This is a genomic window from Sphingobium anseongense (assembly GCF_037725245.1).
Classification (GTDB): Bacteria; Pseudomonadota; Alphaproteobacteria; order Sphingomonadales; family Sphingomonadaceae; genus Sphingobium.
Genome location: NZ_JBBJUL010000002.1, coordinates 20,057 through 34,436, shown reverse-complemented (window position 1 = coordinate 34,436; position 14,380 = coordinate 20,057). Strand labels below are relative to the sequence as shown.

Genomic DNA, 14,380 nt, shown 5'->3' with positions numbered 1-14,380 from the left:
GGACGACGTCGGCGGAAATGGCGACCGGACGCGCTTTTGCGTCCATGGTCGCGGTGCCCGCGTGGCGGGTTGACGGTTGGGGAAGCCCCGGATGAGGCGGGCAAGCGTTTGGGGGGTGATGATAATTTGAGAGCCATGCCTGCCACACCCGAACCGTCCGACGATGCCCGGCTGTGGGCATCGATGGCCAGCGCGCGCGATGCCGGGTCCTTTTGCCGAGCCTGGCTGGATTTGCAATGCGCGCGCACGCCTGGGGCCGTCGCCGGGCTCGTCGTGCTGGAAGGGGAGGAGAACAGCTTCGCGCCGGCGGCCTCCTGGCCCGCCGGGCCGCAGGATATCCCGCATCTGCGCAAAGTGGCTGAACAGACGCTGGCCAGTGGCCAGGCAGTCGTTGAAAACGACCCGGATCATCCCGCCCAGACCGGCATCGCCTATCCCATCGCGGCCGCCGGGCGGACCTATGGCGCGGTCGTGCTCGTCATTACAGGGGCAACGGCGGAGCGGTTGCAGCCGATATTGCGCGAACTCCATTGGGGCGTAGGCTGGATCCTGTCTATCGTATGGCAGCATCAGGCGAACGAACAGGCCGATAGAAACGCCGCATCCATTGCTGCGCTGGATGTGCTGGCGGCGATTGAGGAGCATGAAAGCTTCGATGAATCCGCGGTCGGCCTGTGCAATGCTCTGGCGGTCGCGCTCGAATGTTCGCGCGTGAGCTTTGGCAAGGTTTACAAGGATAAGGTGTCTCTCGCCGCGATGTCCCATGGTGCATGGTTTCGCAAGAAATCCGATACCGCCGAAGCGATCGAGGCGGCGATGGACGAGGCGCTGGATCAGGGCGTAACGCTCAGCGTCCCGCCGTCCGATGGCAACCGCCTCATCACGCTTCAACAGGCCCGTCTGGCTGCGGGCGGGGGGTTGACGGCGGTCGCGTCCGTGCCGGTGCTGGATCGCGGGCTGCCGGTGGGGGTCATTACGCTGGAGCGCGATGCGGAAGGCGTTACTTTCGCTGCGCGCGATCTGCTGTTCGCCCAGGGCGTGGCGAGCCTGACAGCGCAATTGCTGGCGTTCAAACTGCGTGAGGAACGCTGGTTCGGTGGTCGCGCGCGTCGGCACATGATGGACGGCGCGCGCGCATTGTTCGGCCCCCGCCGTCCGCTTGCCAAGGCGCTTGGCGTTGCCGCTCTCCTGTTGCTGCTGATCCTGCTCGTGCCGCTCGCGCAGTTCCGTGTCAGCGCCGATGCCGCGCTGGAGGGCCGGGTGCAACGCGCTGCGGCGGTGCCCTTCTCCGGTTTCATCGCTCAATCCCATGCCCGCGCGGGCGATGTCGTAAAGCAGGGCCAGTTGCTTGCCACGCTCGACGATCGCGACCTGCTGCTGGACCATGCCCGTTCGGTAAGCGAAGTGCAGCAGCTCGACCGGGAATATCGGCAATCGCTCGCCAAGCACGAGCGATCGAACATGAATCTGGACGGGGCCAAGCTGCGCCAGGCGCAAGCGCAGCTCCGCCTCATCGAATATAAGCTCGCACGGACCAATATTCTCGCGCCGCTATCAGGCGTTCTGGTTTCGGGTGATGTCAGTCAACTCGTCGGCACGCCGGTCAAGGAGGGCGAGATATTGTTCGAAGTAGCGCCGCTCGACGATTTTCGCGTCGTCCTTCATGTCGAGGAAGCGGATATCACCTATGTGCGGCCGGGACAGAAGGGACGCTTTGCTCCCACGGGTCTTGCCGGGGGGACCGTGCCATTCGTCGTCACCCGCATCTCATCCGTAACCGGGACGCAGGAAGGGAAGAACACGTTTCGGGTCGAGGCCGAACTGGACAGCGACGCGCCAAAGACGCTGCGTCCAGGCATGGAAGGCATTGCCAAGGTGACGATCGACCGCCGATCGAACCTGTGGATATGGACACGCGGACTGCGCAACTGGCTCCAGCTGTTCTTCTGGAAGTGGATCCCCTGAGCGCATCATGGCTAATCCGTTCCACAGTTCGTCATGGTTTCAGGTCGCGCGGCTCCGCCCCCGGCTCAAGGGGCATGTGCGGGTGCGCAGGCATCGTTATCGCGGGCAGGTCTGGTATGTGATAGACGACGGTGCATCTGGCAAGGCGCACCGCTTCCCCAAGGGCGCCTATGAACTGGCGGGCCGACTGGACGGATCGACGACGGTCGAGGCGCTGTGGGAATTGCTGGTGGAGCGCCTGGGCGAAGATGCGCCCAGTCAGGATGACGTCATTGCCGCGCTGGGACAGCTACATGCGGCGGACCTGCTCGCGAGCGATACATTGCCCGACACCGGCGAAGCCTATCAGCGGCTCAAGAAGGAGCGGCGCCAGCGCTGGCTGCAAAATCTCAAAAGCCCGATGTCCGTGCGGCTCAATCTTGTCGATCCGGACCGTTTCCTGACCCGCCATATGAATGTGGTCGCGCCCCTGTTCAGCGTCGCGGGCCTGTTTCTGTGGCTGAGTGTGGTTGTTCCCGCACTGCTCCTGGTCGGCGCCCACTGGAACGAGATGACGGGCAATCTGGCGGACCGGGTGCTGGCGGCGGACAATCTGCTGCTCATCGCCCTCATCTATCCGCTGGTCAAATGCATCCATGAACTGGGGCACGGGTTTGCGGCCAAGAATTTCGGCCGGGAAGTGCGGGAAATGGGCGTGATGCTGCTCATCCTCGTGCCTGTTCCCTATGTCGATGCTTCGCATGTCAGCATCCTTGCGAGCAAATGGCAGCGTGCGCTGGTCGGCGCGGCTGGCATGATTACGGAAGTGTTTGTCGCCGCGCTCGCAACCTTTGCGTGGGTGCTGATGGAGCCGGGACTGGCGCGGGCCATCGCCTTCAACGTCATGCTGATTGCCGGGGTGTCGACCGTGCTGGTCAACGGCAATCCGTTTCTGCGGTTCGACGGCTATTACATCTTGGCCGACCTCATAGAGATTCCCAATCTTGGCAGTCGCGCAAACAGGTTCTGGGCGCATCTGGTCGACAAATATATATTCCGCACCCCCGGCGGGCTGCCGTTCGACGCCACGCCGGGGGAGAAAAGATGGTTCCTCTTCTTTGCCCCCGCCGCGCTGATCGCCCGTATGACGATGCTGATCGCCATCGCGCTGTTCGTCGCCCAGAAATATTTTGTGGTCGGGGTGTTGATCGCGCTCTGGTCATTGTGGAGTGGGCTGGGCCTTCCGGTCTGGAAGATGTTTGCCCATGTGGTGTCCAGCCCGCAACTGCATGGCAACCGGAAACGGGCGATGCGGATCACGCTCGGCATGGTTGGCGCGCTCATGCTGGCGCTGTTTGCTGTTCCGCTGCCATTGCACGTCAATGCCCAGGGGATCGTCTGGCTGCCGGAGGAGGCGCATGTTCGCGCTGGCGCCGATGGCGTCATCACCCGGCTGGCGGCATCCGACGGCGCGCAGGTGAAAAGGGGGACGCTGCTGATGCAGGCGGAAAACCCGGTGCTGGAGGCCGAAGTCGAGCAGATTCGCTGGCGCTTGCGTGAGCTTGAGGTGGAAGCCGATGCCGAACTGGCGGGTGATCTGGTCAAGCGGCAGATCAGCCAGGATGCATGGCGGGAATATTCCCGCAGGCTGGCCGTTCAGGAACAGCGGCTGGGGGATCTGGGCCTGACAGCCGGCACCGATGGCACATTCATGCTCACCCAGGCACCGGCGCAGGATTTGCCCGGCCGCTACGTGCAAAAGGGTACGCTTCTGGGCTATGTGACGCCCGGCTATGCGGCGGTGGCGCGGGTGGTCGTGCCGCAGGACGACATCGAGCTTGTGCGGGCGCGGCTGCGGGGGTTGCGTTTCTGGCTGGCGTCCACACCGGGGCGCAGCTGGGACGGGCACATTGCCCGCGCGATACCGGGCGGCACCTTCGAACTGCCGAGCGAGGCGCTGTCCACCACCTATGGCGGAAGCATCCCCACCGATCCGGGGGATGAGAAAGGGCTGACCGCGCTCAGCCGCGTGTTCCTGTTCGATGTCTCCCTGCCGCGGCAACTGCGCGATGCGCGCTTTGGCACCCGCGTTCATGTCCGCTTGCAACTGGGCTGGGAACCGGTCGGCTGGCAGTTCATGCGCCGGCTGCGCCAGCTGTTCCTGACGCAATTCAATGGTTGAGGCGACGCTTTCGCGCTGGGCCGCGTTCAATGACAAGCTGCGCGAAAAGGCGCGCCATTTCTGGCATGAGGCGCGAAGCGATGCCCGCCCCGTCATCGCGCCCTATGCCGAGCGTGGGCCGGCGCCATCATGGAAGTGGGACCGGCCGCTCGACCTCCTGCTGGGACGCTTCATGCTGGCCGTTCAGCGGGACAGGGCAGGCCTGCTCGATCGCGCGCAGCGGATTGCCCTGCGGTCCGCGGCGTTTGCCGACCTGTCCGATCAGGCGCTCGATGCCGCCTGCATGGAGATGCGCGAACGGTTGATGTGCGATCGGCTGGGCGAAGCGGCCGTTGACGAAGCCTTTGCCCTCATTCGCGAAGTGAGCGGGCGGGAACTGGGCCTGCGCCATTTCCCCGTCCAACTGATGGCCGGGCTGGTGATGCTGGATGGCGGGCTGGCCGAAATGGCCACCGGCGAGGGCAAGACGATCACCGCTTTGCTGCCCGCGATCACCGCGGCGATGGCCGGTATGCCGGTCCATGTCTTTACCGTGAACGACTATCTGGCCGAACGGGACTGCAACGGCCTGCGCCCGGTGATCGAACGGTTCGGCCTGCGCTGCGGCCTGATCGTCAACGGCCAGGAAAATCCTGAGCGCCGCGCCGCCTATGGATGCGATATCGTCTATGGCACGAACAAGGAAATGACCTTCGACTATCTGCGCGACCAGACGGCGCTGGGAAAGAGGCGGGGGCAGGGGCGGCGCCTGATCGCAGAGCTGTTCGGTCACGGTACGCAGCCGCTGTTGATGCGCGGGCTGCATTTCGCAATCGTCGACGAGGCGGATTCGATTTTCATCGACGAGGCGCGCACGCCGCTGATCCTTTCGGCCGAATTGCCCGGCGACGCCGATGGCGTCTATCTCGCCGCACTGGAACTGGCCGCCATGCTGGAGGAAGGCCGCGACTATATTTTGACCGAAGCGACGCGCTCGGTCCACCTGACCGCGCATGGCAAGGACAGAGTTGCTGAACTGTCCCAGGGTCTGCCGCACACCCAATGGCGTATCCGGCTGGCGCGCGAGGAACTGGCGATGCGGGCGATTTCCGCCACACGCCTGTTCCTGCGCGATCGGGACTATATCGTAACGGATGGCAAGGTTCAGATCGTCGACGAATCCACCGGCCGTGTGATGGCGGACCGATCGTGGGAAGGCGGGCTGCATCAACTGGTGGAGACCAAGGAGGCGGTGGATATTTCCGGCGTCCGCAACACCATGGCGCGGATCACCTATCAGCGCTTTTTCCGCCGCTATCGCCGGCTGAGCGGCATGACCGGAACCGCCGGTGAAGTGGCGGATGAACTATGGGCCGATTATGCGCTGAAGGTCGTGGTGATCCCGCGCAACCGCCCCGATCTTCGCAGCGATCGCGGTCATGCGATGGTGCGGTCGGCGCAGGAAAAATGGGCAATGGTTGCCGCTGAAGTCGCCCGGATGCACGCGCAGGAAGGCGCGCGTCCGGTGCTGATCGGCACGCGCTCCGTCGCGGATTCCGACGCCGTCTCGCAGGCGCTCACGCATGCGGGCATAGCGCACCGGGTGCTGAACGCGCGGCAGGACGAGGAGGAGGCGGAGATCATCGCGAAGGCGGGGGAGCCGGGGGCCGTCACGGTCGCGACCAACATGGCCGGACGCGGCACCGACATTCTGCTGAACCCGACGGCCAAAGCCCATGGCGGATTGCATGTCATCCTCACCGGTTTTCACGATACCGCGCGGATCGATCGCCAGCTGTTCGGCCGTGCCGGGCGGCAGGGAGATCCCGGCAGCACCATTGCGATCACGGCGCTGGACGACCAGCTATATAGGGACTTCGCGCCGCGCGCCGCCCGGATCGTCGGTTCTTCCGCCAGGAACTGGCCGCTGTTCGATGGCAAGGCGAACATGCTGCGCCGGCTGGCGCAGCGCCATGCCGAGAAACGCCACGCGGCCGACCGGCGGCAGACGGAACTGGCCGAGGAGCGGCTCCGCAAAACCATGGCCTTTGGCGGCGGCGATTAAGACGGAGGCGGGTCGGCGCAGGCGACGGGTGGATGCTGCCCGCTCAATCCGTCTTCACGGTCGGCTGATAGAGCATGGTCTTGTCGAAATTGAGGTCCGCCGCGTCCGCCCTGCCCATCACGGCGAGTAGCGCGAAGCCCGCGACATAGGCATCGCGCCGCGCGGTGAGCATCGTGACCTGGGCGTTCAGCAGTTCCTGTTCGGCATTGAGCTGATCGAGCAGCGGGCGCAGCCCGGCGCCCACTTCCGCGCGCATCCCCGCCAGCACCTGCTGATTGGCGGCAACGCCGCGCTGGGCGGTGTCGGTCACATGGGTCGCGGCCTGCCATGTGGCAAAGGCGGAGCGGGCTTCGGCAATGACCTTGCCTTCGGCGTCCAGCGCCTGCTTGTCGGCAACATCCTGCTTGGCGAGGGCCTGGCGTGTCTGCGCACCGCTGCGGCCGCCGTCCAGGATGGGCATTTTCAGCGTCACGCCGACAAAGGCGGTGGTGCCGCGATCACCGTTGCGGGGCCCCGTGCCTTGGGCCAGCGACCCCAGATAATCATATTGGCTGATCCCGCCGATCGCACTGAATTTGGGATAGGCCTGCGATCGGGCGACATCGATGTCGAAACCGGCGGCGGTGCGCTGCGCGCGCGCGGATGCTATTTCAGGATTGTTGGCCAGCGCCGTTTCCACAGCCTGCGTGGATGAAGCCGGCATCTGCGGCAATGGCGGCGGCAGTTCCAGATTTTCGGCGGCATGGCCAACCAGCCTTATATATTGCTCCTTGCTCGAAATGAGCCGCGCTCCGGCCGTTTCCATCTGGCTTTCCGCCAGCGCCAGCCGGGCTTCGGCCTGCGCCACGTCGGTCGGACCCCGGCTGCCGGCGCGGCGGCGATCGACCGCTTCCTTGACGGTGTAGCGCATCACCTCGACATTGTTGCGGTTAAGACCGACGACCGCCTCATCGCGCACCACATCCATATAGGCCCCCACGACGGCGGAAAACAGGTCCGCCTCGGTCTTGATCAGGCCAAAATGGCTCGCCTCCACCCGCGCCTTGGCCGCGCTCATGCTGCCGCGCACACCGCCGAAATCCAGAAGCGGAACATTGGCGTTGAGCTGGCCGACAAACTGGCGATCCGGGTTCGAGAAGAATCCGCCCGGCGCCGGTTTGCCCGTAAGGACATTCTCCTGATAGGTGGCGCTGCCATCGATCGTGGGCATCCCGGCGGCGCGCGCCAATGGCACATCCTCTTCGGCGACGCGGATGCCCGCGCGCTGGGCCGATATGGTCGGGTTGTTGCGATATGCGCTTTCCAGCGCCTGTTGCAGGGTTTCGGCGCCGACGGACGAAGGCAGGATTGCGCATGCAGCGATACCTGCGAAATAGGCTTGCTTCCTGGTCATGCCCGTCAAGCTCCTGTCTGGTTGTTGAGTGGGACCGTTTACGCCGGCCGCGCGGCATTATTTGCGGGTTTGCGATCGATTTCGAGCCGGCAGCGCAGCCCGGCGGGCAGCTTGTTGCCGGGGTTGGGCAGCGCGAGGCGCATCCCGAATGTGCCGCTGGCCGCATCGAAAACACGGTCGATCACCTTGATCCGCGCCCGGTACTTTCCGCCGACCGGCGCTTCGGGAAAGATCGAAACCTCGTCGCCGACCTGCACCGCGTCGAGTTGGGCGATGGGGGCGAACACTTCGACATTCAGCGGATCGACCTGCGCGATCGTCAGGATATGAGTCGCGTCGGCACCACGATATTCGCCAGGGGCCATGCGTCGCTCCGTCACGATCCCATTGACAGGGCTGCGCACGGTCTTTTGTCCGATCACGCGCTGCGCCTGGACATATTCCAGGCGCGCAACCCGCTGCTCTTCCGCGGCGGCCTTGCGCTCCTCCGCCGCCGATTGCGCGTTGGCGCGCGCTTCGTCCACGGCATCACGGGCCAGATACTGGCTGACCTGGTCCGATCGCTGGCTGACCGTGGCAAGATACGCCGCGCGACTTGCGGCGGCACGCTCGGCGTGGGGGTTGGATGCGCGGGCCTGCGCCGCGGCGGCGGCGGCACGCTCGACATCGGTGTACAACTGGGCGACGACCTGCCCACGCCGGACATCATCGCCCCTGTCGACATAGATATTCTGGACCACGCCTTCGACACCGCTGTTCACGCGAACGACCTGACTTGGTTCGATCAGGCAATCGGCCGGCCGGGCAGCATCCAGTCCGGGCGGTGCCACCGCGTTGCCGCTGTTGGACGGAACCGTCGGGGCAGGGGCTTTGGCGGTCGCGACGGTGGCGGATGGGACCGGCGCTTCCCGGGGCGTGGCGGGTGTTTCCCCACTGCGCGCGACAAGCGTTATCCCGACAATCAGCGCCAGTGCACCGCCACCGAAAACAACAGCCTGCTTGCGATCCATCGACCAAGCCCCCCCAAAGCACGGCATCGGACAGCGCCCGCTATCGGATGCAGTAATTTGCGACTTGTATCTTTGGCGGAAGGGCGGAAATCCGCATTTTTATTCCGCATCGCCAGCCTAGCCAACCTGGCAATATGTTGCAACTATTTGTGATGGTGGAATTGTCTGGCACGCGATTGGCGGATCATGGCCAGGATATTTCCCAAGATCGCCGTCGCGATGGGGGCGCTGGCTTGCCTGATCGGCGCCAAGCCCGGCTCAATGATCGCGCCACCGGTCCACAGGCGCTTTGTGCTGATCTTCCGCTGCGCTCCGGCCGCATGGACGAACCCGGCGCAAGGCCAACGGAAAGAACAAATCCGCCTTTTCGTCAGGATGTTCTGTCAGGCGCGCCGGCGCGTCGGGCAAAACTCGACCGGCTCGAACGCTTCAAGCGCATCCCCTTGGGTGCGAGAAGATTGCCGAAATCGGCAAGTCATCGTCAGCCTCGCCACAGGTCTATGCTTGGCCGCATTCGTTCGCGCACCCCCAAGCCTGCTCTGCCGGTTCTGGTTTTGCTCGATCATCAACGCCAATCCAATGGATTGGATGAGCGTTGTTCATATCATCACATGCATTACTCAATTGACGCCAGGGGACAGCGAAGGGCAGCACAGGGTGATATAAAAGGGAGGATTGCCATGATGAAATCAGCTATCAAATCGGCTCTTTTTGTCTCATCCGCGCTTGCCGCCGTGGTGCCGGGCGTTGCGGTGGCGCAGGAGGCAGCCAATGCGTCCAGTTCCGCATCGTCCGAAGATATCATCGTCACCGCGCGCAGGCGCGACGAGACATCGATAGCGGTTCCCGTCGTGCTGACGGCGGTCAGCGGAGCGGAACTCACGCGGCGCGGGATCAACAGCGTCGACGCGGTTGCCCAGCTTGTGCCCGGCCTGACGATCTTGGGATCTGGCGGCGCTTCGCAGGGCGGCACCATCGCGCTGCGCGGCGTGTCCGGCCCCGACACCAACCCGCTCGGCGATCAGGCGGTGTCGTTCAACATCGACGGTGTTCAGGTCGCGAAGTCGACCGTTCGCCGCCTGGCGTTCATGGATCTCCAGCAGATCGAGGTTCTCAAGGGGCCGCAGGCGCTGTTCTTCGGCAAAAACAGCCCGGGCGGCATCATTTCGGTCCGCAGCGCCGATCCCACGCCGAATTTCCAGGCCAAGGCGTCGGTCGGTTACGAATTCAATGCCCATGAATGGCGCGGCGAAGGCTTTGTTGCAGGTCCGTTGACCGATACGCTCGGTGCGCGGCTTGCCGTCTATGGTTCGGACTTGCGCGGCTGGGTGAAGAATGATGTCCCTGCGGGCAACATAGACCCGCCCTTCCACCGCTACGGCCCGCGCAGTCGTGAAATCGCATTGCGCGGCACGTTGAAGTTCGATCCGACCGACGCATTCACGGCTCGTCTCAAAATTGCCTATGGACAGGCCAAGGGCGCCGGGCCTGCCGAAAATTCTCAGCTCATCAACTGCCCGCTTGGTACGCCCCAGATTCCCGGAGTGGTTTCCGCCTGTAAAGCGGACAATCGCAACGACCGCACCGACAATGTCAGCACGGCTTTCACGCCTTATGAGCCGAAATTCGGCGACGGCCATACCTATGGTGATCAACGGCAAATTCTCGCCGGGCTGGAACTGAACTATCAGCCCAGCGATACGATCGACCTGACTTCGGTCACCAGTTTCTACAAGAGCAAGTTCTCGACCGTTGAACATTTCGCGCGCTATCCTGTCGTTCCGATCCTGGCATTTGGCTACAGCTTCGGTCTGCCGGCGCTTGCGTCCTACTATTTCTTCAACAATCGAGAGATTTCGCAGGAGCTTCGCGCCAACAGCAGCTTTGACGGGCCACTGAATTTCACCGTCGGCGCAATCTATTCCGACACCAAATCCTCGGTCGGCCAGCATGCGTTTATCAACCAAAGCAATCCGGCCGAAATATCGCAATATTATGTCGTCCAGGACGGCATCGCCTATTCCGCATTTGCCCAGGCCCGATTCGACGTGACCCCGCAACTGGAACTCTCAGCGGGCGGACGCTATTCGCACGAGAAGAAAAAGCTCCCCGTATTCCTGGCGGATTTGTCCGGTTCGCGCACCAATCCGATGATTCCTTTCACAACCCCGGTGAACAAGGCTTCGTTCAACGATTTCTCGCCTGAACTCACCGCCACCTATCGACCCACGGAGCAGCTGACCCTGTTCGGGTCCTTCAAGAAGGGCTTTCTGTCGGGCGGTTTCAACGGCAGCGGCGGGACGCCCGGCCTGCCGCTCAATTATGATGCGCAGAAAATCAAGGGCTTCGAAGGCGGTGTGAAGGCTTTGATGCTCGATGGTGCGCTGCGCACCAACCTGTCGCTGTTCAGCTACAAGGTGACGGGTCTCCAGATTACCGCGTTCGAAAACTCCGTCGGCACCATTCGTAACGCCGGCGGCGTGCGGACCAAGGGCATCGAGTTCGACATGAACTACCGCACCCCGATCGAGGGACTGACGCTCAGGGGCGCGATCAGCTATAATGATGCAAAATATCTCGAATATTTCGCTCCCTGCTGGCGAGGCCAGTCGCAGGCGCAGGGCTGCAACTTCCGGGCGCTGGGCGGCGGTAATGCCCGTCCGATCCTGCCGGGCGAGACTGGCAACAATCAGGATCTGTCCGGGCGGCAACTCATCAACGCGCCCAAATGGGCGGGGAATGCGGGCGCAAGCTATGATACCCCGCTTGGCTCGACGCTCAAGCTTGGCCTTTCCGCCGACGTCACCTTCGCCGGCGGTTCGCCGACCGACGCGGCGCTGACCCCAGGGTTGAGGTCGCCCAAGCGCGCGCTCATAGACGCCACGGCGCGGATCGCCCAAGCCGAGGATCGCTGGGAAGTGGCGCTTATCGGTCGCAACCTGACCAACGATTTCTACTGGGCCGGCGGGCAGCAACTGACCTTCACGGGCGGCGCTTCCGGCACGGTCGCTGGCGGCGTCCCGGCGGATGATTATGCGGTGCTCAATCGGGGCCGGGAAATCATGCTCCGCGTCACCGTTGCCTTCGGACGATAGTCCTGGGCGTGGCGGCACATGACATGCATCCCGTTTCAAATATGGGGATCCGCCATTGGCCACGCCAGAGACGATCCCCTATGGCATCGACCACTTCATGATCCGAAGCGCCGACGGATCCACCGCGTTGCAGCGCCGCAGTGACGGTGCGATTGCCGATGAACCGGCGGGCCGCGCTTGGCCGTTCTTCGGCTGCGGCGCGGCCCGTCCGCGGCATTTGTCACCCGTCAAGCTGAAGCGGATCGAAAAGCAATGACCCCAGACACTGCATCGCGCGCGCATAATCCGATGCTGCTGCTGTTTATCGCGGTGGCGGCCCAGACGATGGTGGGGAGCGACTTTTCCCTCGCCAGCGTCGCAATGCCGTCGATGGAACGGGGCATGGGTCTTGGCCCGGCCCTGTCACAATGGGTGCTGACGGTTTACATCATCGCTTATGCCGGCGTCCTGATCGTCGGCGGGCGGCTGACCGACATTTTCGGCCAGAAGGCGATGCTGAGAGCTGGCCTGGTCATGTTTCTTGCGGGCAGCGCGGTTACCAGCATGTCGCCCGGCCTGCCCCTGTTGCTCGTGGGGCGTTGCCTTCAGGGGATCGGTGGAGGGCTGATCTATCCTTCGGCTTTTTCGACGCTGACGCTGGCCTTTCCCTCGGGACCGAAGCGCTTCAGGGCCTATACCATCAATATGGCCAGCCAGGCTGTCGGCGCGCCTTTGCTGACAATCGTGGCAGGGTGGAGCATCGGCCAGTTCGGCTGGCGCACGTCGTTCCTGCTCAACGTCCCGGTCTGCGTCCTGCTGCTCGTGCTGCTCACCAGGATCGGCGCGGTCGGCGCGCGCTCGAACGATGCCCGGACGACCCGCATCCCTTATCTGAATGCCGTCGTTCTGGCGTCGGCGATGGCGTCGCTGATATATGCCCTGTCGTCGTTCACGGCCAAATCGGAAGAACTGCGTGCTGCCGCGCCCTCGGCCCTGGCGGTCGCGCTCGCACTGGTCGTGTTGTTCATCGTGGCTGAGAAAAGGTCTTCCGCGCCCCTTATCTCACCGGCGTTGTTCCGTACGAAAAACTTCTTTGCGGCGATAGGTCTGCTTTCCATGATCGTGATCGTGGGCAAGGGGATAATCGTGCTGTCCAACATCTCGTTTCAGAAAGCGATTGGTTTCTCGGCGCTACAGGCTTCCTATGCGCTGCTACCCATGTCGGTCGCTTCGTTGCTGCTCATTCCCTTGGCGCCGGTTTCCAACCGTTTCGTCCTCCCCTTCCCCAAACGCTCCCTTGCCGCGGTCTTCCTGTTTCTGGCCACGCTGTACCTGATCCTCTCGCAGGTTCCGCTATCCATGGCGGCGGGGGTCCTGCTGCTGTTCGTCTTCCTGGCGCCATTTGCTACGCTGACCGGCGTCAACATGTCGCTCAACGAGGGGCTGAAAGTCATTCCGGCTGAACAGCAAGGTGTCGCCACCGCCATAATGTACACCGCCAGCCAGATGGTTTCCGCGGTGGGCATGTCGCTACTGGTGGCCGCGCCGGGCCTGTCGACCGCGGCTGACCCTTTCGCCCGCTTTGCGCCGAGCTTCTATGTCGGCGCCGCCTATTGCTTCATCGGCATCGTCATAGCCGCGCTCTTCCTCAAAAGCGCGAAGTCGAACGAGGGCGGCGCGCTTCCAGCCGGACGGACGGAACCTTGACGTGCCCAGGGGCATCGTCATCCGCCTTCGATCCCGATCTCGACGGGATATGAAAATTCATTGGCGCGGCACAGGTGCGGCCGCCTGGGCCAGCGGCAGGACATCGGCTATGACCTGAAAACGCGGCGCGGGGATATCGTCCTCGCTCACCTCGTGCTGCGGTCGCCGTCGATGGCGCGCCGATCGCGGACTGACGGTGCGGGATATATTTTAGCGGCGGGAACGGGCGAGTGTGGCAGGCAAGCTGCACCGCAGAAAAAAGGACGCCCGTTCTCTTGACAAGCCACGCCTTCGCGTGGATGGTCGAGCGCAAAGAAGCCGTGGTGAAGCGGCCTGCATAGTCAGTGGACCGGGGGAGTGAGCTTAGCTGCAAGAATATTCCAAGTAATCGACACGCGCGTGACCGTGCGTGCGCGCGATTGTTAAAATACTAGTATCAGTTGACCCAACCCTAATCCGTCATCACGAACGGGAATGAATAGCAGCTTGCCTGGGAGAGTGCTGGATGGACGCCGTAGATCGTTTGCTGGCCATCGAAGGGGTCAGGCTATGCAAGGCCCGCTATGCCTATTGCGTAGACACGAAGGACTGGGACGGCTTTGGTGAGCTCTTCACCGATGATGCCGTGTTCGATGAAACCAACGCCATGACGGCGCGCCACCCCAAGACCGGCGAGTGGATGCGCACAGGCAGCGAATTTAGCTTGGAGCTTCTACAGTCTGTCGAAAATGGCGTGGCTTGGCCCGTAATAGGGGCGAAGAACATTGTCGAAGTCGCTCGTAATATGGCGGAGCACAATCTTCTCGTGCATAAGCTCTTCAACCCGACCATCGAAATCCTGACCGAAACGACGGCGAAGGCGATATGGCCTTTCGAAGACGAGGTTTACTTCTCGGAAGGTCAGCCGATGAGATATATGAACGGCATGGGTCATTATCATGAAACCTATGAGAAAAAGGGAGACAGGTGGCTCATAAAGTCGATGAAATTATCCAGAACACTTGTTCGCGCACGCTGAATAAGGCA

General features: G+C 63.1%; 10 protein-coding genes. 8 read left to right on the top strand and 2 right to left on the bottom strand.

Annotated features, from left to right (window positions below):
* Nucleotides 1–135: 135 nt before the first annotated feature.
* The 3 genes from WG908_RS02665 to WG908_RS02655 are packed head-to-tail and all read left to right on the top strand — an operon-like array spanning nt 136 to nt 6,170.
* On the top strand, nt 136–1,965 hold the full coding sequence (locus WG908_RS02665) for a GAF domain-containing protein (protein ID WP_340185024.1): 1,830 nt from the start codon (nt 136–138) through the stop codon (nt 1,963–1,965).
* A gap of 7 nt (nt 1,966–1,972) precedes the next feature.
* Complete coding sequence (locus WG908_RS02660; protein WP_340185023.1) at nt 1,973–4,126, top strand: peptidase M50; 2,154 nt, start codon at nt 1,973–1,975, stop codon at nt 4,124–4,126.
* A complete protein-coding gene (locus WG908_RS02655; protein WP_340185022.1) occupies nt 4,119–6,170 on the top strand; it encodes a preprotein translocase subunit SecA in 2,052 nt (683 codons plus the stop codon). The genes WG908_RS02660 and WG908_RS02655 overlap by 8 nt, the downstream gene beginning before the upstream one ends.
* 43 nt (nt 6,171–6,213) lie before the next feature.
* Here WG908_RS02655 and WG908_RS02650 read toward each other — a convergent pair whose 3' ends face one another.
* A complete protein-coding gene (locus WG908_RS02650; protein WP_340185021.1) occupies nt 6,214–7,563 on the bottom strand; it encodes a TolC family outer membrane protein in 1,350 nt (449 codons plus the stop codon).
* A gap of 38 nt (nt 7,564–7,601) precedes the next feature.
* Entirely contained in the window at nt 7,602–8,573 is a 972-nt protein-coding gene (locus tag WG908_RS02645) for an efflux RND transporter periplasmic adaptor subunit (RefSeq protein WP_340185020.1), read from the bottom strand.
* A 186-nt stretch (nt 8,574–8,759) separates the two neighbouring features.
* On the opposite strand from WG908_RS02645, the gene WG908_RS02640 reads away from it, so the two are divergent.
* From WG908_RS02640 to WG908_RS02620, 5 genes are all read left to right on the top strand, one after another.
* On the top strand, nt 8,760–9,239 hold the full coding sequence (locus WG908_RS02640) for a hypothetical protein (protein ID WP_340185019.1): 480 nt from the start codon (nt 8,760–8,762) through the stop codon (nt 9,237–9,239).
* A gap of 14 nt (nt 9,240–9,253) precedes the next feature.
* Complete coding sequence (locus WG908_RS02635) at nt 9,254–11,668, top strand: TonB-dependent receptor (RefSeq protein WP_340185018.1); 2,415 nt, start codon at nt 9,254–9,256, stop codon at nt 11,666–11,668.
* A 55-nt stretch (nt 11,669–11,723) separates the two neighbouring features.
* Nucleotides 11,724–11,924 (top strand): hypothetical protein, encoded by a 201-nt coding sequence (locus WG908_RS02630; protein ID WP_340185017.1) that lies wholly within the window; start codon nt 11,724–11,726, stop codon nt 11,922–11,924.
* On the top strand, nt 11,921–13,354 hold the full coding sequence (locus WG908_RS02625) for an MFS transporter (RefSeq protein WP_340185016.1): 1,434 nt from the start codon (nt 11,921–11,923) through the stop codon (nt 13,352–13,354). The genes WG908_RS02630 and WG908_RS02625 overlap by 4 nt, the downstream gene beginning before the upstream one ends.
* A 505-nt stretch (nt 13,355–13,859) precedes the next feature.
* Nucleotides 13,860–14,372 (top strand): nuclear transport factor 2 family protein, encoded by a 513-nt coding sequence (locus WG908_RS02620; RefSeq protein WP_340185015.1) that lies wholly within the window; start codon nt 13,860–13,862, stop codon nt 14,370–14,372.
* Nucleotides 14,373–14,380 lie beyond the last annotated feature (8 nt).

What these genes read in the sequence shown, in the direction of transcription:
- WG908_RS02625 (WP_340185016.1), top strand. Translation starts at nt 11,921, where the DNA reads ATGACCCCAGACACTGCATCGCGCGCGCATAATCCGATGCTGCTGCTG.
- WG908_RS02620 (WP_340185015.1), top strand. Translation starts at nt 13,860, where the DNA reads ATGGACGCCGTAGATCGTTTGCTGGCCATCGAAGGGGTCAGGCTATGC.
- WG908_RS02635 (WP_340185018.1), top strand. Translation starts at nt 9,254, where the DNA reads ATGATGAAATCAGCTATCAAATCGGCTCTTTTTGTCTCATCCGCGCTT.
- WG908_RS02655 (WP_340185022.1), top strand. Translation starts at nt 4,119, where the DNA reads ATGGTTGAGGCGACGCTTTCGCGCTGGGCCGCGTTCAATGACAAGCTG.
- WG908_RS02660 (WP_340185023.1), top strand. Translation starts at nt 1,973, where the DNA reads ATGGCTAATCCGTTCCACAGTTCGTCATGGTTTCAGGTCGCGCGGCTC.
- WG908_RS02640 (WP_340185019.1), top strand. Translation starts at nt 8,760, where the DNA reads ATGGCCAGGATATTTCCCAAGATCGCCGTCGCGATGGGGGCGCTGGCT.
- WG908_RS02665 (WP_340185024.1), top strand. Translation starts at nt 136, where the DNA reads ATGCCTGCCACACCCGAACCGTCCGACGATGCCCGGCTGTGGGCATCG.
- WG908_RS02645 (WP_340185020.1), bottom strand. Translation starts at nt 8,573, where the DNA reads ATGGATCGCAAGCAGGCTGTTGTTTTCGGTGGCGGTGCACTGGCGCTG.
- WG908_RS02650 (WP_340185021.1), bottom strand. Translation starts at nt 7,563, where the DNA reads ATGACCAGGAAGCAAGCCTATTTCGCAGGTATCGCTGCATGCGCAATC.